Annotated in this window: 17 protein-coding genes; 10 read left to right on the top strand and 7 right to left on the bottom strand. The window is 67.9% G+C overall.

Annotated features, from left to right (window positions below):
• Positions 1–20 precede the first annotated feature (20 nt).
• From ACK4FB_RS13895 to ACK4FB_RS13865, 7 genes are all read left to right on the top strand, one after another.
• Positions 21–320 carry an FtsB family cell division protein gene (locus tag ACK4FB_RS13895; protein ID WP_409753489.1) on the top strand — a complete coding sequence of 100 codons (300 nt, stop codon included), beginning with the start codon at positions 21–23 and terminating at the stop codon, positions 318–320.
• 112 nt (positions 321–432) lie between these two features.
• Positions 433–1,470 carry a pyruvate dehydrogenase (acetyl-transferring) E1 component subunit alpha gene (gene pdhA / locus ACK4FB_RS13890; protein WP_409753486.1) on the top strand — a complete coding sequence of 346 codons (1,038 nt, stop codon included), beginning with the start codon at positions 433–435 and terminating at the stop codon, positions 1,468–1,470.
• A 3-nt stretch (positions 1,471–1,473) separates the two neighbouring features.
• Positions 1,474–2,868: a pyruvate dehydrogenase complex E1 component subunit beta gene (locus ACK4FB_RS13885; RefSeq protein ID WP_409753483.1), complete on the top strand. Its 1,395-nt coding sequence runs from the start codon at positions 1,474–1,476 to the stop codon at positions 2,866–2,868.
• Complete coding sequence (locus ACK4FB_RS13880) at positions 2,865–3,167, top strand: DUF5076 domain-containing protein (RefSeq protein WP_409753480.1); 303 nt, start codon at positions 2,865–2,867, stop codon at positions 3,165–3,167. Before ACK4FB_RS13885 ends, ACK4FB_RS13880 begins: the two co-directional genes overlap by 4 nt.
• Entirely contained in the window at positions 3,164–4,453 is a 1,290-nt protein-coding gene (locus ACK4FB_RS13875) for a pyruvate dehydrogenase complex dihydrolipoamide acetyltransferase (RefSeq protein ID WP_409753477.1), read from the top strand. Before ACK4FB_RS13880 ends, ACK4FB_RS13875 begins: the two co-directional genes overlap by 4 nt.
• Before the next feature lie 10 nt (positions 4,454–4,463).
• Positions 4,464–5,867 (top strand): dihydrolipoyl dehydrogenase, encoded by a 1,404-nt coding sequence (gene lpdA, locus ACK4FB_RS13870; RefSeq protein WP_409753474.1) that lies wholly within the window; start codon positions 4,464–4,466, stop codon positions 5,865–5,867.
• A gap of 489 nt (positions 5,868–6,356) precedes the next feature.
• Positions 6,357–6,641 (top strand): hypothetical protein, encoded by a 285-nt coding sequence (locus ACK4FB_RS13865; RefSeq protein WP_409753471.1) that lies wholly within the window; start codon positions 6,357–6,359, stop codon positions 6,639–6,641.
• A gap of 1,009 nt (positions 6,642–7,650) precedes the next feature.
• Here the strand turns inward: ACK4FB_RS13865 and ACK4FB_RS13860 are convergent.
• Genes ACK4FB_RS13860 through uxaC form a run of 6 tightly spaced genes read right to left on the bottom strand, consistent with a single transcriptional unit; the run spans position 7,651 to position 14,801 of the window.
• Positions 7,651–9,147, bottom strand: a complete 1,497-nt coding sequence (locus tag ACK4FB_RS13860) for a UxaA family hydrolase (protein ID WP_409753468.1) — start codon at positions 9,145–9,147, stop codon at positions 7,651–7,653.
• Positions 9,144–10,631 (bottom strand): mannitol dehydrogenase family protein, encoded by a 1,488-nt coding sequence (locus tag ACK4FB_RS13855; protein ID WP_409753465.1) that lies wholly within the window; start codon positions 10,629–10,631, stop codon positions 9,144–9,146. Before ACK4FB_RS13855 ends, ACK4FB_RS13860 begins: the two co-directional genes overlap by 4 nt.
• The gene (locus ACK4FB_RS13850) at positions 10,628–11,908 is read right to left on the bottom strand and encodes a TRAP transporter large permease (RefSeq protein ID WP_409753462.1); all 1,281 of its coding nucleotides are present in this window, start codon (positions 11,906–11,908) and stop codon (positions 10,628–10,630) included. The genes ACK4FB_RS13855 and ACK4FB_RS13850 overlap by 4 nt, the downstream gene beginning before the upstream one ends.
• Positions 11,899–12,396 carry a TRAP transporter small permease gene (locus ACK4FB_RS13845; RefSeq protein WP_409753459.1) on the bottom strand — a complete coding sequence of 166 codons (498 nt, stop codon included), beginning with the start codon at positions 12,394–12,396 and terminating at the stop codon, positions 11,899–11,901. Before ACK4FB_RS13845 ends, ACK4FB_RS13850 begins: the two co-directional genes overlap by 10 nt.
• 3 nt (positions 12,397–12,399) lie before the next feature.
• Positions 12,400–13,389, bottom strand: coding sequence for a TRAP transporter substrate-binding protein (locus ACK4FB_RS13840; RefSeq protein WP_409753456.1), 990 nt, complete (start codon positions 13,387–13,389; stop codon positions 12,400–12,402).
• Complete coding sequence (uxaC, locus tag ACK4FB_RS13835) at positions 13,386–14,801, bottom strand: glucuronate isomerase (RefSeq protein WP_409753453.1); 1,416 nt, start codon at positions 14,799–14,801, stop codon at positions 13,386–13,388. The genes ACK4FB_RS13840 and uxaC overlap by 4 nt, the downstream gene beginning before the upstream one ends.
• Positions 14,802–15,155: 354 nt before the next feature.
• Here uxaC and ACK4FB_RS13830 point away from each other — a divergent pair, with 354 nt between their 5' ends.
• A complete protein-coding gene (locus ACK4FB_RS13830; RefSeq protein ID WP_409753451.1) occupies positions 15,156–16,766 on the top strand; it encodes a pectate lyase in 1,611 nt (536 codons plus the stop codon).
• 89 nt (positions 16,767–16,855) lie between these two features.
• Here ACK4FB_RS13830 and ACK4FB_RS13825 read toward each other — a convergent pair whose 3' ends face one another.
• The gene (locus ACK4FB_RS13825; protein WP_409753448.1) at positions 16,856–18,523 is read right to left on the bottom strand and encodes an amino acid permease; all 1,668 of its coding nucleotides are present in this window, start codon (positions 18,521–18,523) and stop codon (positions 16,856–16,858) included.
• A 231-nt stretch (positions 18,524–18,754) separates the two neighbouring features.
• Here ACK4FB_RS13825 and ACK4FB_RS13820 point away from each other — a divergent pair, with 231 nt between their 5' ends.
• A complete protein-coding gene (locus tag ACK4FB_RS13820) occupies positions 18,755–20,185 on the top strand; it encodes a sodium-dependent transporter (RefSeq protein WP_409753446.1) in 1,431 nt (476 codons plus the stop codon).
• 53 nt (positions 20,186–20,238) lie between these two features.
• A partial coding sequence (hrpB, locus tag ACK4FB_RS13815) for an ATP-dependent helicase HrpB (protein WP_409753443.1) occupies positions 20,239–22,055 on the top strand: 1,817 nt, incomplete at its 3' end.

Below are 22,055 nucleotides of genomic sequence, written 5' to 3'. Positions count from 1 at the left end.
TCAGTTCAGTGATTGACCGCATGCGACCTTATGCGCCCACAGGCGTCATCTTCCTGCTGATCCTGTACTTCGGCGTGCAGGCGCTGACGGGTGAGCGCGGCTTGCTGAGCCATGGAGACCGCGCGGAGATGCTGGCGCAGCGTCAGGTGGAGCTCGCCCAGCTGGAGGCCCAGCGCAACGACCTCGAGTTGCGGGTCCGCTATCTGCGCACCGACAACCTGTCCCGGGACCTGCTGGAAGAGCGGGCGCGCGTCATTCTGGGCTTTGCGACGCCCGGCGACTACCTGATCCCGGTGGAACGCCCGACCACGGCGTCCTGAACTTTCGTTACAGGCGACCCCCGGCTTTGCCATCGGGGAACGAAGGCTGCTAAAGCCCCCTTTCCGTAACGATAAGAACCCGTTCGTTCAGAGTTCAGCTGGAGGGCGCCGGATGGCGAAAGCCGCCGCTCAAAAAACCACTACCGCCAAGGGCACGTCCCCGGCGAAGATTCCAAACACGCCTCAGGCGACCAAGGACGAACTGCTCGACTATTACCGGCAGATGGTCCTGATCCGTCGTTTCGAGGAGCGCGCGGGCCAGCTGTACGGCATGGGCCTGATCGGCGGCTTCTGCCACCTGTACATCGGACAGGAGGCCGTGGCCGTCGGCGTGCAGGAAAGCATCAAGCAGGGCCACGACAAGATCATCACCGGCTATCGCGACCACGGCCACATGCTGTGCGCGGGCATGGACCCCAAAGAGGTCATGGCCGAGCTGACCGGTCGCATCGGCGGGTCGTCAAAGGGCAAGGGCGGCTCGATGCACATGTTCGACGTGCCCACCGGCTTCTATGGCGGGCACGGCATCGTCGGCGCCCAGGTGGCGCTGGGCACCGGCCTGGCCTTCGCCGGCAAGTACCGGGGCGATGACTCGGTCGCCTTTGTCTATTTCGGCGATGGCGCGGCCAATCAGGGCCAGGTCTATGAAAGCTTCAACATGGCCCAGCTGTGGAAGCTGCCGGCCATCTACATCATCGAGAACAACCAGTACGCCATGGGCACGAGCATCGAACGCTCGTCGTCCACGACGGACCTGAGCCAGCGCGGCGCCAGCTTCGGCATCCCGGGCGAGCAGGTGGACGGCATGGATGTGCTGGCCGTGCGCGACGCGGTGAAACGCGCCGTGGAACGCGCCCGTTCGGGCGAGGGGCCCTACATCCTTGAGATGAAGACCTATCGCTATCGCGGCCACTCCATGAGCGATCCCGCCAAGTACCGCGCCAAGGAAGAGGTCGACGAGGTCAAGACCACCCGTGATCCGATCGAGCATGTGAAGAAGCTGCTGGCCGACGCCAAGGCGACCGAGGACGAGATCAAGGCCGTCGACGCCGAGATCAAGGCCATCGTCGCCGAGGCGGTGCAGTTCGCTCAAGAGAGCCCGGAGCCGGACCCGTCCGAGCTCTATACCGACGTCTACGTGGAGGCCTGATCCGTGACCGACATTCTGATGCCGGCGCTGTCCCCCACGATGGAAGAGGGCACGCTGTCCAAGTGGCATATCAAGGCGGGGGACACCGTCTCCGCCGGTGACGTGATCGCCGAGATCGAGACCGACAAGGCGACCATGGAGGTCGAGGCGGTGGATGAGGGCGAAGTGCTCGAAATCCTGGTGGCCGAAGGCTCCGAGGGCGTGAAGGTCAACACGCCCATCGCGCGCCTGTCCGGCGACGACGCCGCGCCTGCGCCGAAGACGGCCGACGCCGACAAGGACGAGCCCAAGGCCGAAAAGGCTGGCGATCCCGAGAAGAAGGCCCCGGAAGCGGCCGAACCTCAGCCTGAAGGCGAGGGCGCCGCGCCCGTGACGCCGAAGGTCGCGCTGAAGGACCCGGAAATCCCGGAGGGCGCCAAGCTGGTCAAGACCACCATCCGCGACGCCCTGCGCGACGCCATGGCGGAAGAGATGCGCCGCGACGAAAGCGTATTTCTGATGGGCGAGGAAGTGGCCCAGTACCAAGGCGCCTACAAGGTCAGCCGCGAGTTGTTGCAGGAGTTCGGCGACCGGCGCGTGGTGGACACGCCCATCACCGAGCATGGCTTCGCCGGCCTGGGCGTCGGCGCCGCCATGGCCGGGCTGAAGCCCATCGTCGAGTTCATGACCTGGAACTTCGGCATGCAGGCCATCGACCACATCATCAACTCGGCGGCCAAGACGCTGTACATGTCGGGCGGGCAGATCCGCGCCCCCATCGTGTTCCGCGGCCCCAACGGCGCCGCCAGCCGCGTGGGCGCCCAGCACAGCCAGGACTATTCCGCGTGGTACGCCCAGGTGCCCGGCCTGAAGGTCATCGCGCCCTATGACGCCGCGGACGCCAAGGGCCTGCTGAAGGCCGCCATCCGCGATCCCAACCCGGTCGTCTTCCTCGAGCACGAGATGATGTACGGGCTGGAGTTCGACGTGCCTGACGTCGAGGACTATGTCGTGCCGATCGGCAAGGCCAAGGTGCGCCGCGAAGGCGCGGACGTGACCATCACCGCTCACAGCCGCATGGTCGGCTTCGCCCTGGCCGCCGCCGAAAAGCTGGCGGAAGAGGGCGTCGAGGCCGAGGTCATCGACCTGCGGACCCTGCGCCCGCTGGACCACGAGACCATCGTCGAGAGCGTGAAGAAGACCAACCGCCTGGTCTCGGCCGAGGAAGGCTGGGGCCCCATGGGCGTCGGCGCCGAGGTGGTGGCCCGGGTGATCGAGCACGCCTTCGACTATCTGGATGCTCCGCCGCTGCGCGTGCACCAGGAAGACGTGCCGCTGCCCTACGCCGCCAATCTGGAAGCCCTGTCGCTGCCGGGCGTGGACAAGATCATCAAGGCCGTGAAGCAGGTGATGGCATGAGCGTTCAGGACCAGGCCCTGCCCATACCGGATGAAGTTCTCGCCCTGGAAGACCCCGGCAAGGCGATCGAGTTCATTCGCGCATGGTGGGACGGCGGACAGCCCCGGATGGTGATCCGTCCGGTGTTCGACGAGCCCGCCGCCATCGGCAAGTTGCTGGCCGAGCTGTCCTGGCATTTCTCGAACGCCTACGCGGGGAAATACGGCCTGGATCAGGCCGAGGCCTTCGCGGCCATTCGCACCGCCTGGGGCGAGGCCCATGAGCGGGCGGACGCCGCACGTTCCGGAGGTTCGCAATGACCGACATCCTGATGCCCGCCCTGTCGCCCACCATGGAAGAGGGCGTGCTGGCCAAGTGGCACATCAAGGTCGGCGACACCGTGTCCGCCGGCGATGTGATCGCCGAGATCGAGACCGACAAGGCGACGATGGAGGTCGAGGCGGTGGACGAGGGCGAGGTGCTGGAAATCCTCGTCGAGGAAGGCGCTGAAGGGGTGAAGGTCAACACGCCTATCGCCCGTCTGGCCGGCGACGACGCCGCGCCGGCGCCGAAGAAGGACGCGCCCAAGGCTGACGCCAAGGCCGAAGAGAAGACCGAGCCCAAGTCTGAGCCTAAAGCCGAAAAGGCGGAGGCCCCCAAGGCCGCGCCCGCGCCCGCCAAGGATGGCGAGCGCGTCTTCGCGTCGCCGCTGGCGCGCCGTCTGGCGAAGGACGCCGGGCTGGACCTGAAGAGCATCAAGGGCACGGGCCCGCACGGCCGCATCGTCAAGGCGGACGTGGAAGCCGCCGGCAAGGGCGGCGCCGCCAAAGGCGCCACAGCCGCCGCATCGGGCGAGCCGCGCAAGGCGCTGTCGCTGGAGCAGCAGGGCATCGCGCCCGGCAGCTACGACCTCATTCCGCTGGACGGCATGCGCAAGGCTATCGCGCGCCGCCTGACCGACAGCTTCCGCGACGTGCCGCACTTCCCGCTGGTCATCGACTGCGAGATCGACGGCCTGCTCGCCGCCCGGGCGCAGGTCAATGCGATGCTGGAGCCGCAGGGGATCAAGGTCTCGGTCAACGACTTCGTCATGAAGGCCGTGGCCATGGCCCTGAAGGCCGTGCCGGAAGCCAACGCGAGCTACACGCCCGAAGGCATCGCCATGCACCACCACGCCGACGTGGCCATGGCGGTGGCGATTCCGGGCCAGAACGGGGGCTCCGGCGGCCTGATCACCCCGATCATCCGCAAGGCCGAGACCAAGTCCCTGGCCGAGATCGCCACCGAGTCCAAGGACCTGGCCAAGCGCGCGCGGGACCGCAAGCTGAAGCCCGACGAGTTCCAGGGCGGCACCTTCAGCGTCTCGAACCTGGGCATGTTCGGCATCAAGTCCTTCGCCTCCATCATCAATGAGCCGCAGGGCGCGATCATGAGCGTGGGCGCCGGCGAGAAGCGGCCCGTGGTGCGCGGCGACAGGATCGAGATCGCCACGGTCATGACCGTGACCCTGACCTGCGATCACCGGGTGGTGGACGGGGCGGTGGGCGCCCGGTTCCTGCAGGCCTTCAAGCCGATGATCGAAAACCCTGTGACGATGCTCGCGTAAGGACGAAACCATGGCCGACTTCGATCTCATCGTCATCGGTTCGGGGCCGGGCGGCTATGTGGCCGCGATCCGGGCCAGCCAGCTGGGCCAGAAGGTCGCCATCGTCGAGCGCGAGAACCTGGGCGGCGTCTGCCTCAACTGGGGCTGCATCCCCACCAAGGCGCTGCTGAAGTCCGGCGAGAAGTACGAGAGCCTGAGCCACCTGAAGGACTACGGCCTCAGCGCCGACAAGGTGGGCTTTGACTTCGAGGCCATCATCGCCCGGTCGCGGGGCGTGGCCAAGCAGCTGAATCAGGGCGTCGGCTTCCTGATGAAGAAGAACAAGATCGAGGTCATCGAGGGCGACGCGAAGCTGGAGAAGGGGCAGGGCGCCCCGAAGGTGGTCATCGCCCTTAAGGACGGTAAGTCGCGCACGGTGCAGGCCAAGGCCGTCATGCTGGCCGTCGGCGCCCGCGCCCGAGCCCTGCCGCAGATCGGCCTTGAGGCTGACGGCGAGCGCATCTGGGCCTACCGCGAGGCCATGACGCCCAAATTCATGCCCAAGTCGATCGTGGTGATCGGCTCGGGCGCCATCGGCATCGAGTTCGGCAGCTTCTACCGCGCGCTGGGCTGCGAGGTGACGGTGGTCGAGGCCGTGGACCGGATCATGCCGGTGGAGGACGAAGAGGTCTCCAAGGCCGCGCAGAAGGCCTTCGAGAAGCGCGGGATGAAGTTCCGCGTGGGCGCCAAGGTGACCAAAGTCACCAAGGATTCCAAGGGCGTGAAGGTGGCCATTGAGGCGGGCGGCAAGGCCGAGACGCTGGAGGCCGAGGTCTGCATCTCAGCGGTGGGCATCACCGCCAACACCGACGGCATCGGGCTGGAGGCGCTGGGCGTCGAGCTGGACCGGGGTCACATCAAGACCGAGAGCCACTGCCAGACCAATGTGAAGGGCCTGTACGCCATCGGCGACTGCGCCGGCGCGCCCTGGCTGGCGCACAAGGCCAGCCACGAAGGCATCCACGCCGCCGAGCACATCGCCGGGTTCAAGACCCCGAACGTTCACTCGCCCATCGCCGGCTGCACCTACGCCCAGCCCCAGGTGGCCTCGGTGGGGATCACCGAGCAGCAGGCGAAGGCCGACAAGCGCGAGGTCAAGATCGGCCGCTTCCCCTTCAAGGTGAACGGCAAGGCCATCGCCGCCGGGGACACCGAGGGCTTCGTCAAGGTGATCTTCGACGCGAAGACCGGCGCGCTCATCGGCGCCCACATGATCGGGGCCGAGGTCACCGAGATGATCCAGGGCTATGTCACCGCCATCACCATGGAGGCGACGGAAGAAGACATCCACGGCATCGTCTATCCCCACCCCACCATGTCCGAGGCCATGCACGAGGCGGCGCTGGACGCGTACGGGCGGATGATTCACCTCTGACCGATTTCAGACTCCGGGCTCGAAAAAAACAGAGTCCGAATTGTCCGAAATCCCAGAATCCTCTTTGAAAACAGAGTCTGAATTGTCCGAAATCGCGCCCCTGATTTCGGACTCCGGCGCCGGAAAAAACAGGGTCTGAATCGTATCAATCGTATGAAATCGCCCTCCCGCGCTCTGATTGAGGGGGCATTATAAGGCCTGCGAAACGAGCGGGATTAATTAGCGGCGCTTTTCCGCATCGGGGCCCTGAAGCCTGATCGGGCCCAAGGCGTGGACCCATGAAATCGCGATGCCCCGCCGGATGCGTGTCGACGGGTGGGGTTCGTCTTTCTGTCGGGGGACCCGCTGCCATCATGCGTGATGCGGGTCAGTTCTTCCTTTGGGAGGGCCGGGCTATCGGCGAGGCTGAAGTGGTTCGCCAGGTCTGCTGGCGACCCATCTCAGACTGTCGGAACGTCTGCTATGATGTGCCAAGCGGATGAGGGGACTATGCCAGCAGCTACGCTCGAGGACCAAAAGGCGGTGTCGGAAATCTACGATGCGCTCTGGGCGCTCGTAAAATGCCGAACCGGGCCGGAGCAGTTTCCGGATTTTGTCGCGACACTGCATCCCGAGCACGCAGTGGAGTTATCCGGAAACACGGATGGTCTCTTGCTACTCGCCACCTACACGCTCCGCACGGCCATGGCGAACCATGAAGGCTATCACGAGCACATCGACGAGGCGGCCTTTGCCAACGTCGGGAGCGTCCCGCTGATCATCAGTCGGCTATGACCGTGAGCCTGGCGTCCAGACTCATCCGTTGGATTGATCATGAGTTCGACCACAAAATTTGGAGGGTTCAATACTCTTTCTGCCTGATCGCCACGCTGGGCTTTTTGCCCGGCCTGGTAATGGGGCGAGGGGCGCTTACTTGGGCTGCAGCTGGGGTTTGGTCGGTGTCGTGGTTCGCACTATTCTGCTGGCGTGGATATTTGTGGGTGCAGCGCGAGCAGCGGCGAATAAAGCGGAGAAAAGGACGAAGGTAGGCCGCTGGCCCCCTTTGGATGGCGTTGCGCTGGCGGACTGCAACAACCGGGGCCAATGGCCCTTTGGGCATCCTGAAAGACCCGGAGACGTGCACTAAGTCCGCTTTCCACCCCGAGCCGACCCAGGCGATGTCTGCTCCCGGCGCGGCTATCCAACGTCCACTATCGGGCAGGATGCCAGTGACGGGACGCGACCCGTTGCGGACATCCGGGCCGCGTGTAAATGTCCGTGGATGAGAATACCTGTCGTCGTGGCCCTTACGTTTCTCTCGTCATGTTTGCCAGCTTGGGCCGCAGAAACCGTCTCGACGAATTCACCATCGTTCCCGACCAAGTTTCGCGGAGATTGGTATACCGCGCCGGGGCCATGCCACCGCGATCCGGACTTCGGCAGGCCCAACAGGCTTGCGCTGCATGTTGGTGCTACGACGTTGGATTACTTCGACGAGTTCGAAGGTCGCCTAACTCACATCATTCGCCAGTCTGGTCGTAGCGTTCGGTACACCGCAGAATACTTTGCAGAGGGTCATCGTTGGAACGCCACTGAGACTCTAAGCCTCTCTCGAAGCGCAAACGAAATGACGCTTCACCCTTGGCGGACATCTTCGCGATATTATCGCTGCACAAGTCACTGAGGAAAGCAGCCGCCATTCGCGTTCCCTGAGGTCAAGCGGCGAATGTCAGCTCCCCACCCATAGCGGCGGTTCGGCGCGTCTGCTGTTTGGCAGGTCGCCCCGCAATCCTGATGACGCGACCTAGAGGTAGGCGCCCACCTGCCAGGGGACGAACTCATTGTCGCCGACGCCCAGGGCCTCGGACTTGCTGGGTTCGCCCGAGGCGACGGCGAGGATGCGGGCGAAGATGAGATCGCCCACCTCGGTCAGGGACGCGCCGGTCAGGACCGGCGAGGCGTCGATGTCCATGTCCTCGTCCATCCACGACGCCAGCTTCGCGTTGGAGGCGACCTTGATGGACGGAGCGGGCTTGGCCCCGAACACCGAGCCGCGGCCGGTGGTGAAGACGATCAGATTGGCGCCCGAGGCGATCTGGCCGGTGGCCGAGCAGGGATCGTAGCCGGGGCTGTCCATGAAGCTGAGACCCCGGGTCGTCAGGGGCTCGGCATAGCCGATGACGTCGTTCAGGGGCGTGGAGCCGGACTTGGCCACGGCGCCCAGCGACTTTTCCAGAATGGTGGTCAGGCCGCCCTTGAGGTTGCCGGGGGAGGGGTTGTTGTTCAGCTCCATCTGGTGCCGTTCGGCGTAGTCGCGCCACCAGTCCAGCCGCGCGTTGAGCCGGTCGGCCACGCCCTGTGACGCGGCCCGGCGCAGCAGCAGGTGCTCGGCGCCCCAGATCTCGGGGGTTTCGGACAGCATGGCCGAGCCGCCCTGGGCCACCAGACGGTCCACCGCCGCGCCCAGCGCCGGGTTGGCGGTCACGCCGGACCAGCCGTCCGACCCGCCGCATTGCAGGCCCACGGTCAGGTGCTCGGCGGAGACGGTCTGGCGCGTGGCCCTGGCGGCCTCGGCGATCATCTCGCGGACGATGGCCTGGCCCTGTTCGATGGCGCGGGAGGTGCCGCCGGCCTCCTGAATGGTCATGGCGCGAAGCGCGGGCCCGGCCTGAAGCCCCTCGCGGGCCATGAAGTCGGGGATCTGGTTGGCCTCGCAGCCCAGACCCACCACCAGAATGCCCGCGAAATTGGGATGGCGCGCGTAGCCGGCCAGCGTCCGCTGGAGCAGGGTCACGTCCGGGCTCATGGACGCGCCGCCGCAGCCGCCCTGATGGGTGAAGGCCACCACGCCGTCGACGCCGGGATGATCCTCGGGGCGGAAGCTGTCGGCGATGCGCCGGGCCACGGTGGCCGAGCAGTTCACGCTGGTCAGGACGCCGATGTAGTTGCGGGTTCCGATGCGGCCGTCGGCGCGGACATAGCCTTCGAAGGTGGCGCCGGGCTGAATATGAACGGGGCGGGCGTCCACGCCGATCTCGGCGTCGCGGCTGTCGTCGGCCATGGCCAGATTGTGGGTGTGGACGTGGGACCCGGCGGGGATGGCGGCGCGGGCGCGGCCGATGACCTGACCGTATTTGCGCACGATGGCGCCCTCGGCGATGGCGTGGCGGGCGACCTTGTGGCCTGCCGCGATGTCATCGCGCAGCGGGGTTGCGAGCCCCTCCGGGGTCGCACCAGCCGCCAGATCCTCGAGCGCCACGGCTACGTCGTCGGCGGGGTTGAGGATAAGGACGCGGCTCATGGGCGGGGCAGGCTTTCCACGAAGGCTTCCACGGCGCTCTCCGCGCCACGCTCGACGAGGGCGAGATGGGCGTCGGTGACGGCCTTCGCAAACCGGGCGTCGGCGGCGAGGGCGGGCGGGAAGACGGCCGACAGGCTCAGCAGGGCAGCCACTCGGACCGCCGAACCGCCGCCGCCGCCCACCAGCCGCGCGGTCTCGGGGGCGAGCGGGTCGTCCACGGTGAAGGCGTCTCCGGCGTCGTCCACGCCGTCCTGCCAGCGCACCCAGCCCGCCACGGCCAGAGCCAGGGCGTCGATGGGCTGATCGTTCTCCAGACGCGCGGCGCAGGCGGCCAGCAGGCGCTGGGGCAGTTTCTGGCTGCCGTCCATGGCGATCTGATAGGTGCGGTGCTGCAGCGCGCTGTTGGCGAAGCGACGCATGAGCTCGCCGCGATAGGTCGGCACGTCCAGCCCGGGCGGGGGGGAGAGGGTGCTTTCGGCCTCGTCCCACAGGGCCTCGACGAAGCGGGCGTAGGCGGGGATGGCCACCACCTGATCCACATAGGTCAGGCCCGCCAGACCGCCCAGATAGGCGATGGCGGAATGGGCGCCGTTGAGAAGGCGCAGCTTGGCGTCCTCCCACGGGGCCACATCGGCGGTGACCTGCACGCCGAGGGATTCGAAGGCGGGGCGGGGTCCGGCGAAGCGGTCCTCGATCACCCACTGGGTGAAGGGTTCGGTCTTGACCATGCCCTGATCGGTCACGCCCAGCAGGGCTTTGTTGGCGGCCACGTCGTCGGGGGTGGTGGCGGGGACGATGCGGTCCACCATGGTCTGGGGAAAGGCGCCGTGAGCCTCGATCCAGTCGCGCAGGCCGGGGTCGATGCGCCCGGCCATGTCCAGCACCGCCTGACGGATGCGGGCGCCGTTGTGGGGGACGTTGTCGCAGGAGACCACGGTGAAGGGCGGCAGGCCCGCGGCCCTGCGCGCGGCCAGGGCGGCGGTGACGAAGCCGGGGGCGGTGCGGGGCGCCGACAGGTCGGACAGGTCCGCCGCCACATCCGGGTCGTCGATCATCAGGGCCCCGGAGGCGGGGTCGAGCCGGTAGCCTTTTTCCGTCACGGTCAGGGTGACCATGTGCACATCCGAATGGGCCATGGCGGCGACGAGGGCGGCCGGGTCCTCGGGGGCCACCAGCACGGACTGGATCGCGCCGATGAGGCGCACGTCGCGCCGGTCGCCGTCCCGCACCACGACGCTGTAGAGGCCGTCCTGGGGGTTCAGCTGATCGCGCACGCCGGGCGAGCGCAGGGAGGCGCCCAGCACGCCCCAACGCAGGTCGCCCGCCGCCAGGGCGTCGTCGAACACCACCGCCTGATGGGCCCGGTGAAAGGCGCCGACGCCCAGATGCACCACCCCGGTCTTCACCGCCGCGCGGTCGTAGGCCGGTTGCGCCACCGCCGGGGGCAGGGCGCCGAGGACGGACGCGGACAGTCGTGGGCTCATCGCATCAGGTTGGGCAGGGTCATGGAGAAGGCCGGCACATAGGTGATCAGCATCAGGGAGACGATCAGGGCCAGATAGAACGGCCACATGGTCTTCACCGCATCCTCGACCCTGATCTTGCCCACGGCGCAGCCCACGAACAGGACCGACCCCACCGGCGGCGTGACCAGACCGATGCCGAGGTTGAGCATCATGACCATGCCGAACTGAACCGGATCCATGCCCGCCTCCATGGCCACCGGCAGGAAGATGGGCGAGGTGATGACGATAAGCGGGGCCATGTCCATGAAGGTGCCCAGCAGCAGCAGGATGACGTTGATCATCAGCAGCATGATGATGGGATTGTCCGACACCATGCGCATCAGGCCGGCCAGCTGGTCGGGCGCCTCGTTCAGGGCCAGCAGCCAGCCGAAGGCCGCGGCCGAGCCGATGATGAGCATGACCATGGCGGTGGTCTTCACCGCATTCATGGCGGCGGTGACGAAGCCCCGGAAGGTCAGTGTGCGATAGACAAGGAAGCCGACCACCATGGTGTAGATCACCGCCACGGCGGAGCTTTCGGTGGCGGTGAAGATGCCGCCCAGAATGCCGCCGAAGATGATCACCGCCGTGAGCAGGCCGGGGATCGCGCCGACCAGGGCGCGCATGAACACGGGCCAGCCGGGGAACTCGCCGCGCGGATAGCCGCGCCTGAGCGCCACCAGCCAGGCCACCACCATCAGGATCAGGCCGGTGACGAGGCCGGGCACCACGCCCGCCATGAACAGGTCGGCTACCGAGATGGAGACCCCGGCGGCCGCCGCATAGATGATCATGTTGTGCGACGGCGGGATCAGCAGGCCGGTGACCGCGGAAGTGGTGGTGATGTTGACCGCATAGTCGGCGTCGTAGCCGCGCTTCTTCATCATCGGGATCAGGGTGGAGCCCAGGGCCGAGGCGCTGGCGATGGCGGAGCCTGAGACGCCGCCGAACATCATGGAGGCGCCCACATTGACCGGGCCCAGTCCGCCGCGAACCCGTCCCACGGCCGCGTTGGCCACGCGCACCAGCCGCTCGGCGATGCCCGCCTGCTGCATCAGATCGCCGGCGAAGATGAAGAAGGGAATGGCCATCAGGGCGAAGACGTTCACCCCCGAGGCGATGCGCTGGAAGGCCACCAGCGGCGCGATGTCCATGTAGATGAAGGTGATCAGCGAGGCGACGCCCAGGGCGAAGGCCACCGGCACGCCCAGCACCAGCAGGACGAACAGGGTCACAAGGAGAAGCGTCAGCTCCATAGGGGTTCAACCTTTCCGCCGCGGGCTTCGGCGATCAGATGTTCGATCGAGAAGAAGACGATCAGCCAGCCGGCGATGGGCAGGGGCAGGTAGCCGAAGCCCCGGGAAATCCCCAGGGTGGCGATCTCGATCTCCCAGGTGCGGACCACCAGTTCGCCGCCCCATACGCCCATGGCTGCGCCGAAGCCGCCGACCACCAGCAGGGAGAAGGCGCGCGCCACCCGGGCCACGGCGGGCGGCATGGCCCCCGTGGCGGCGGTCATGCCGATGTGGAACTGCTCGCGCACGCCCACGGCGGCGGCGAGGAGAATGAACCAGACCATCAGGGCCAGGGACGCCTGTTCGGCCCAGGCGGGCGAGGCGCTCAGCACATAGCGGGCGAAGACCTGCCAGCCGATGACGGCGGTCATGACCACAAGGCCGGCGGCGGCGAAGACCAGCGTCACGCGGCTGATCCACCGGGATACGGCGGCGAGGACGGACAGCATCGGCTACTCCATGGCCTGGATGTCGCGGACCAGCCGCCGCTGCAGGTCGGTGACGACGAACCGCTCCCACACCGGCGCCATCAGGGCGCGGAAGGGCTCGACATCCACGTCCTCGATCAGCTCGCAGCCGGCGTCGATGACGTTCTGGCGGGCCGAGGCCTCGCGGGCGTCCCAGATGTCGCGCATGTAGGGCACGCTCTCATTGGCGCATTCCATGACCAGATCCTGATCAGAAGGCGTCAGGCGGTCCCAGGTGCGCCGGGACATGACGAAGGCCTCCGGGGCCATGACGTGGCCGGTGGCGGTGTAGTAGCGCGCCACCTCGTGGTGCCGGGTGTCGTCGTAGGAGGGCATGTTGTTCTCGGCGCCGTCCACCACGCCCTGCACCAGCGCCTGATAGACCTCGCCGAAGGGAATGGGCGTGGGGTTGGCCCCGAGGGCGCGGACCATGGCCACATAGAGGTCCGAGGGCTGCACCCGGATTTTCAGGCCGCGCAGGTCCTCCGGCGTCCGCACGGGGCGGACCCGGTTGTAGAAGGAGCGCTGGCCGGAGTCGTAGAAGCACAGGCCGATCAGGCCGTGGGGCCGCAGGGTCTGGAGGATGGCGCGGCCCGGTTCGCCGTCCAGCGACCGGCGCATGTGGTCTGTGGTGCTGAACAGGAAGGGCAGGGCCGGGACGAAGGTGGCGGGCTCGATCACGTTCAGGGGCGCCAGATTGACCCGATTCACGTCCAGACCGCCGAACATGGTGATCTCCAGCGTGTCGCCCTCGCCGCCCAGCTGGCCGCCGGGGTAGTTGCGCAGGCGCAGACGGCCGTCGGTGCGTTGGGACAGAAGCTCGCCGAAATAGTCCACCGCCTGGACCGTGGGATAGCCGGCGGCGTGGGTGTCGGCGCCGCGCAAGGGGCGTTCGCCGATCTCCTGGCTGCAGGCCGCGGCCCCCAGCAGCAGGGGCGCGGCCAGGGCGGCGCGTCGTGTGGGGTTGAGGGTCAAAGCTTGTACGCCTGTTTCACGAGGTCATAGGTCAGGGCGCGGGCCACCTGGTGGGCCTCGTCCTCCTCCAGCCGGTGCTCGACCACCAGCCGGGCCAGGAAGCCGCAATCCATGCGCCGCGCCACGTCGTGGCGGGCCGGGATGGACAGGAAGGCGCGGGTGTCGTCGTTGAAGCCGGCGGTGTTGTAGAAGCCCGCCGTCTCGGTGGTCTGCTCGCGGAAGCGGCGCATGCCCTCGGGGCTGTCGTGAAACCACCAGGCGGGGCCCAGCTTCAGGGCCGGATAGTGGCCGGCCAGCGGGGCCAGCTCGCGGGCGTAGACGCTCTCGTCCAGGGTGAAGACGATCATGGAGAATTTCGGATCGGAGCCGAAGCGGTCCAGCAGCGGCTTGAGCGCGCGCACATAGTCGGTGCGGGTGGGGATGTCGGCGCCCTTGTCGCGGCCGAAGCGCTCGAAGGCCCAGCCGTTGTGATTGCGGAACGAGCCGGGGTGCAGCTGCATCACCAGACCGTCTTCCACGCTCATGCGCGCCATTTCGGTCAGCATCTGGCCGCGGAACAGCTCGGCGTCGGCGGGGTCGAACCGGCCCGACACGATCTTTTCGAACAGGGCTTTGGCTTCGCCGGGGGCGAGGTCGGCGGTGAACGCGGTGGGGTGGCCGTGGTCGGTGGAGGTGGCGCCCATGGCGGCGAAGAATTCGCGCCGGTTCTGCAGGGCCGCCAGATAGCCCTCCCAGGTCAGGGCGTCCTCGCCGGTGATCGCGCCCAGCTGGACCAGATTGCCTTTGAAGCCCTCGTAGTCGGGGTCCAGCACCGGGTCCGGGCGGTATGCGGTGAGCACGCGGCCCTTCCAGCCGGACTCGCGGATGGTCTTGTGATGATCGAGGCTGTCCAGCGGGCTTTCGGTGGTGGTGATGACCTCGATGTTGAAGCGCTCGAACAGGGCGCGGGGGCGGAAGTCGTCCTGCCCCAGCTTGTCGGCCATGACCTCATAGTAGTGGTCGGCGGTCTCGGGGGTCAGGCGCTCGGTCAGGCCGAAGACCTCGGAATAGACCCAGTCGTGCCAGAGGCGCGACGGCGTGCCCCGGAACAGATGATAGTGCTCGGCGAAGCGGCGCCAGATGGCGCGGGGATCGGTCTCGACCGGCCCGCCGTCGGCGCGCGGCACGCCCAGGCTTTCCATGGACACGCCCTGGCTGAACAGCATGCGGAAGACGTAGTGGTCCGGCGTGATCAGCAGCTCTGCCGGATTGGCGAAGCACTCATTGCCCGCGAACCACGAGGGATCGGTATGCCCGTGCGGGCTGATGATCGGCAGATCCTTCACCTCGGCATGGAGGCGCCGCGCCACAGTGCGCGTGTCGGGGTCGACGGGGAACAGGCGGTCCGGGTGAAGGCTGAGGGTTTGGGTCATGGGTAAACGCGAGGCAATTGGCAGGATGGGACCCGGTGACGATCGGCGCGAGCGCGGGAAAGGGGCGACACGCCGCGCCCCCGCATGCAGCGAGCTGTCGTCCCTGAACCTGTGATCATCATTGAGGCGATCCGGTTTCATCCCATGGTGCGGAGAGCCTTTGAAGCGCCGGCCCTCTCGTGAATTACGGCCATAGTTTCTGTAATCGACCGGCTTGTCCACTGGTCGCCGCAAAAGTTTGCCACCGGTGTCATCTATTGGCACTATGGGTTGACCCGGCTCCCTTGCCGGGGCCGCATGTCCAAGAAGAGGCCGCAGAGTCTCGTCCCAGAACCGACCCCGGAGGAGTTTCCCATGTCCATTTCCCGTCGCGCCCTGATGTCCGCTTTCGCCGCCACCACCGCCGTGGCGGGTTTCGCGGGCAAGGCCGCGTTCGCGCAGGCTTCGGCTGATCCGGCTGTGCTGGAGGCCATGAAGCGGGCGACGCGGTTCATGGTGGAGGAGGCGGCGGTGAACGGCGGCTATGTCTGGTCGTACCTGCCGGACTTCTCGCGCCGCTGGGGCGAGCTTGAGGCGTCGCCCACCATGATCTGGATCCAGCCGCCGGGCACCGCGACCATGGGACACCTGTTCCTGGACGCCTATCACGCCACCGGCGACGAGTTCTATTATGAAGCCGCACAGAGCGCGACGGCGGCCATCATCGGGGCCCAGGGTTCCGCCGGGGGCTGGAACTATGTGCATGACACGGGCGGCGAGGCGGCGGAGCAGCAGTGGTACGACACCGTGGCGGCCAACGCCTGGCGGCTGGAGGAATTCCGCAAGCGCTACGGCAACGGCACTTTCGACGACGCGGGCACCTCGGAGTCGGCGCAGTTGCTGCTGCGGATGTATCTGGAGAAGCGCGACGAGACCTATCGGGGGCCGCTCTACAAGGCCATCGACTTCATCCTGGACGCCCAGTACCCGAACGGCGGCTGGCCCCAGCGCTTCCCCCTGGCGGAGAACGAGGACGACTACACCCGCCACATCACCTTCAACGATGACGTGGCGGGGGAGAATCTGGAATTCCTGATCTTCGCCTATCAGTCGCTGGGCGAGGAGCGTCTGCTGGGCCCGATCCGGCGGGGCATGGATATCTTCGTCGAGACCCAGCAGCCCATGCCGCAACCGGGCTGGGGGCTGCAGCACCATGTGCATGACCTGACGCCGGCGGGGGCCCGCAGCATCGAGCCGCGCGCCTTCGCCACCCACACCACAGCAGACAACATCCGGGCCCTGATCGGCTTCTATCGCCTGACCGGGGACCGCAAATATCTGGCGCGTATTCCCGAGGCCATCGACTGGCTGGAGTCCGTCGCCGCGCCGGCCGAGATCCGTCCGCCGGGCCGCACCCACCCCACCTTCATCCAGATCGGCAACGGGCGTCCGCTGTATATCCACCGCCGGGGGTCGAACATCACCAACGGCAGCTACTACGCCGACGAGAATCCCTTCGACACGGTCATCCACTACGGCTCGTTCCGGGCGGTGGACACCGACGCCCTGCGGGCCGAGTACGAGGCCGCCGCCGCCCTGTCGCCGGAACAGGCCAGCGCCGGTTCGCCCCTGCTGGCGGCGTCGGGGTCGCGCGAGCTGCCGCGCTACTTCACGCTCAAGGACGTGGACGTGTCGGATCTGAATACGCCGGGCTTCGATCCCAATCCGCCGTCGGCGGAGCGGGTTGCGGAGCTGATCGGAACGCTGAACGATCGGGGGTACTGGTCCACCCCGCTGACCACCACCAGCAATCCCTACATCGGGCAAAGCCCCGCCGAGGTGACGCCGGGCGAGTACCGGATCACCCGCGTCGGAGACCAGTGGGACACCTCGCCCTACATCACCGACTTCCCGGTCGAGGGCGTGTCCACCAGCGTCTACATCCGCAACATGGGCCAGTTCATCCAGGCCCTGGGCGCGCGCTGACCGGCGCGATGCAGCGTTGAAAAAGAAGAAGGGCGGCGCCGGATCCGACGCCGCCCTTTTCCTTGCCGGAGAGCCGGGCCTGACGGTGGTCAGTCGCGGTCTTCCTTGACGTTGTCCACGTGGCCGGCGAGGCCTTCCACGGGACTGGACAGGGCCGGATCCTCGGTGATGTCGATGCCCTTGGCCAGCTTGGAGTGCCAGAAGCCGTAGACGCCGTAGATCACCGCGCCGACCAGCGCATAGACCCCGAGAATGGTCAGGGGCAGCGGGTTGTCATTCATGGCGTGCTGGATCATCGGGGTGAAGTTCAGTCCCGCCAGACCCAGACAGGCCAGGATGCCCAGGGTGGCCGTCACGACGCCGCCGGGCACCCGGAACGGGCGCTCCAGCTCCGGGTGACGGATGCGCAGCATGATCACCGAGAAGCAGACGATGGAGAAGGCCAGGGCGGTGCCCAGGGACACCAGATCGCCGAGGATGCCGATGGGCAGGAAGGCGGCGGCCACGGCGATGGCCACGCCCAGCAGGATGGTGCCGATCCAGGGCGTGCGGAACTTCCGGTGCACCAGGGCGAATGCGCGGGGCAGCAGGCCGTCGCGGGCCATGGTGTAGAACACCCGCGTCTGGCCGAAGCACAGCACCAGCATGACCGAGGACAGGCCGGTGATCGCGCCGATCTTGATGAGGAAGCTCATCAGGTTCAGCTCGCCGCCGGGGGCCACGGCCAGGGGCACGTTGGCCCAGTCCAGCGCCATGCGGTCGATGGCCACGGCGATGGGGGCGGGGCTGGCCAGCTCCAGGAAGGGCACCACGCCGGTCATCACAAGGGCGACGACCATGTAGATGATGGTGCAGACGATCAGGGCCCCGAGGATGCCGATGGGCACGTCCCGGGACGGGTTGCGCGCTTCGGCCGCGGCGGTGGAGACCGCCTCGAAGCCCACATAGGCGAAGAAGATGATGGCCGCGCCGCGGAAGATGCCGCCGACGCCGAACTGATCCCAGGTGCCGCCCTCCGGGGTCGGCGGGATGAAGGGCTGCCAGTTGGCCGGGTTGATATAGGCCAGGCCCACCGCGACGAAGGTCAGCAGCACCAGCAGCTTGATGATGACGATGACATTGTTGACGTTGGCGGACTCGCTGACGCCCATGACCAGCAGCAGACAGACCATGCCGATGCCGATGGCGGCCACAAGGTTGAAGGTGCCCGTGGGCTGGAACAGGATCTGGCCGGTGTCCTGCATGACCGCCTGAACCAGAGGCGTGGCGAACTGCGGCGCCGCCTCGCCCCCGACCATGATGGTGGGGAACAGCACCCCGAAGTCGGCGAGGATGGAGACCACATAGCCGGACCAGCCGACCGCCACGGTGGAGGCGGCGACGCCGTACTCCAGCACCAGCAGCCAGCCCATGATCCAGGCGAAGACCTCGCCAAGGGTGCCGTAGGCGTAGGTGTAGGCGGAGCCGGACACCGGCATGGTGGAAGCCAGCTCGGCGTAGCAGAGGCCGGCGAGGGCGCAGGCGATGCCCGCAAGCACAAAGGAGAAGATGATGGCAGGGCCGGCGTGGGCGGACGCCACCTGGCCGGTCAGCACGAAGATGCCCGCCCCGATGATGCAGCCGATGCCCAGGCTGACCAGATTGATGGGACCCAGGGTGCGCTTCAGCTCGCTCTTGGCGGCTTCCTTTTGAATCTGGGCGATGGATTTCTTCAGGAACAGGCGGTTGCCGGTCCTGGGCGAGGCGTCTGCACTCATGCAGGGTGAAGCTCCACGCGGGCGGTCCCGATTGATCGCCGTTCGCGCTGGACGGGGACGCTATGCCTGGTCCCGTGTTCACGCAATCGTCATTTACGAACGCCGTTCCTTTTCTCGCGTGAGGCGATCGCCCGACCGGAAAGCCTTGATTCACGGGGGCCGCTCCGTAAGGTCCAGCCAACAACAGGGCGCGCTCGTGGGGATGCGACGCCGAAGGGATTGGGAATCAAGATGATCGCTACGACGCCGCCGGGTCAGGCCCGCTGGTCCTCGCGCGCCGCCTTCGTGCTGGCCGCCACCGGCTCCGCCGTGGGTCTGGGCAACCTCTGGCGCTTTCCGACCGAGGCCGGGATGAACGGGGGCGGGGCCTTCGTCTTCTTCTACATCCTGTTCGTGGCCCTGATCGCGGCGCCGCTGCTGCTGTCCGAGACCCTGATCGGCCGCCATGGCCAGCGCTCGACCATCGCCAGCGCCGCCTATCTGGCGCGCCAGTCGGGGGCCAGCCCGGCGTGGAGCGCCCTGGCCATCGTCGGCATGATCGCCAACACCCTGATCCTGACTTTCTACGGCGTCGTGGCCGGCTGGGTGCTGTACTTCGTCTACACCAGCGGCGCGGACCTGCTGGGCGCCATCGCCGGGGGGCAGCCGCTGGCGGGCGCCTATGCGACCGAGTCGGTGGACCACATCCGCACCCTGATGCCGAACCTGTTCGCCAATCCCGCCCTTCTGGTCGGGCTGCAGTTCCTGTTCATGGCCGCCACCACCCTGATCGTGGCGCGCGGGGTCAAGGGCGGCATCGAGGCGGCGGCGGTGTGGCTGATGCCCGCCTTCTTCTTCCTGCTGATCGCCATCACGATCTATGCGGCGATCACCGGTGATTTCGGCGCGGCCCTGACCTTCCTGTTCACCCCGGACTTCGAGCGGGCCCTGCAGCCGGGCGTGCTGAGCGCGGCGCTGGGACAGGCGTTCTTCTCGCTGAGCCTGGGCGGCGGCGCCATGATCGCCTACGGCGCCTATGCGTCCCGCGACACCAACCTGGGGTCGACCAGCGGCATCATCGCCTTCGCCGACTCCGGCGTGGCGATCATCGCCGGTCTGGCCATCTTCCCGATCGTGTTCAGCGTCGGGCTGGAGCCGAACGCCGGCCCGACCCTGATGTTCCAGACCCTGCCGGCGGCCTTCCACGCCATGCCGGGCGGGGCGCTCGTGGGCCTGGCTTTCTTCGTCCTCGCCTTCTTCGCGGCCCTGACGTCGTCGGTCTCCCTGCTGGAGATTTCGGTGTCCTGGGTGACGGAGAAGTTCCGCATGTCGCGCTTCAAGGCGGCGGTGATGATGGGAACCATCGTGTTCCTGATCGGCCTGCTGTCGGCCCTGTCGTTCAACATCCTGGCGGACCAGCGGCCCATTCCGTTCGTGCCGGGCTTCGAGAACGCGGGCTGGTTCGACGCCATCGACGGCATCACCTCGAAACTCTTCCTGCCCCTGTCGGGCCTGATCACGGCGGTCTTCATCGGCTGGTTCGCGGACCGCAAGCTGGTGAACGCCGAGACGGGCCTGTCCGGACCGGTGCTGGGCATGTGGCGGTTCCTGATCGCCTGGGTCTGCCCGCTGGCGGTGGCCGCGATCCTGGTGATCGGCCTGTTCCCCGGCCTGTTGGGCTGAGGTCGGCGACGGGCCGTCTGTCGCGCGGCGCAATCCGCGTGTAGGGACGGCCCATGCTGCCCATCCATGAGGTTCTCGAGCCGCTGAAGGCGGCGCTGGCCGCGCGCAATGCGGTGGTCCTGTCGGCGCCGCCGGGCGCGGGCAAGACCACGGTGGTGCCGCTGGCGCTGCTGGACCAGCCGTGGCTGGACGGGCGCAAGGTGCTGGTGCTGGAGCCGCGTCGGCTGGCGGCGCGGGCGGCGGCCGAGCGCATGGCGCAGACGCTGGGCGAGCCGGCGGGCCAGACCGTGGGCTACCGGACCCGGGCCCAGACGAAGGTCAGCGCCGCCACCCGCATCGAGGTCATCACCGAGGGCGTGTTCACACGCATGATCCTGTCCGACCCCGGTCTGGAGGGGATCGGGGCGGTGCTGTTCGACGAGTTCCACGAACGCAGTCTGGACGCCGATCTGGGGCTGGCGCTGGCGCGGGAGGCGCAGGGGCTGCTGCGGGACGACCTGCGGTTGCTGGTGATGTCGGCGACCCTGGATCAGGTGGGGATCGCGGCGCTGCTGGACGACGCGCCGGTGATTGAATCGCAGGGGCGCATGTTCCCGGTGGAGACCCGCTATCCGGGCCGCAATCCGGCCGAGCGGATCGAGGATGCGACAGCGCGCGCGGTGCGGCTGGCGCTCACTGAAGAGACGGGCTCCATGCTGGTGTTCCTGCCGGGGCAGGGGGAGATCCGGCGGGTGCATGAGCGGCTGGCGCCGCTGGAGAACGACCGGCTGATCCTGGCGCCGCTGTACGGGGCGCTGGACCGGCGGGATCAGGACCGGGCCATCGAGCCGGCGCCGGAGGGCGTGCGCAAGATCGTGCTGGCCACCGCCATCGCCGAGACCAGCCTGACCATCCAGGGGGTGCGGGTGGTGATCGACGCCGGGCTGTCGCGGGTCCCTCGTTTCGACCCGGCCAGCGGCCTGACCCGGCTGGCCACCGTGCCGGTGAGCCGCTCGTCGGCGGACCAGCGGCGGGGCCGGGCGGGCCGGACCGAGCCGGGGGTCTGCTACCGCCTGTGGGACGCCGAACAGACCCGGGGCCTGATGCCCCATCAGCGGCCCGAAATCCTTGAGGCGGACCTGACCGGGTTCGCGCTGGATCTGGCGCGGTGGGGGGCGCGATCGGTGGAGGATCTTGCCCTGCTGGACCCGCCGCCGGCGGGGGCGTTCGCCGAGGCGCGGGCGGTGCTGACCCGGCTGGGGGCGCTGGACGAGGCGGGCGGCCTGACCCCGCACGGGGAGCGGATCGCCGCCATCCCCCTGTCGCCGCGGCTGGCGCACATGGCGGCCTTCGGCGCCGATGAAGGCGACGCCCTGACCGCCGCCCGCGTGGCAGCCCTGCTCAGCGAGCCGGGGCTGGGCGGGGAGGACGCGGATCTGGGCGAGCGGCTGCGGCGGCTGGAGCGGGACGGGTCGTCGCGGGCGAAGGACGCGCGGGCGCTGGCGGAGCGCTGGGCGAAGGCGGCGGGGGGCGGCCGAAGGGGCGGGGAGGTTTCGCCGGGCCGTCTGCTGGCCGAGGCGTTTCCGGACCGCATTGCGAAGGCGCGGGGCAAGGCGGGGGAGTATCAGCTGGCGTCCGGGCGCGGGGCGTTCGTGGAGCCGACCGATGCGCTGGCGCGGCATGCATGGCTGGCGGTGGGCGAGCTGGGCGGGGGGCGCGATGCGCGGGACCGCATCCGGCTGGCCGCGCCGCTGGACGGGGAGACCATTGCGGAGGATTTCGCGCGGCTGCTGAGCGTCGAGGACCGGCTGATCGCCGCCCCGTCGGGCCGCCGTGAGGTGCGACGGGTGACGCGACTGGGGGCCATGACGGTGGCAGAGGCCAGCCTGGG

This window comes from Brevundimonas sp. (assembly GCF_046299535.1).
Classification (GTDB): domain Bacteria; phylum Pseudomonadota; class Alphaproteobacteria; order Caulobacterales; family Caulobacteraceae; genus Brevundimonas.
This window is presented reverse-complemented; position numbering and strand designations above follow the sequence as displayed.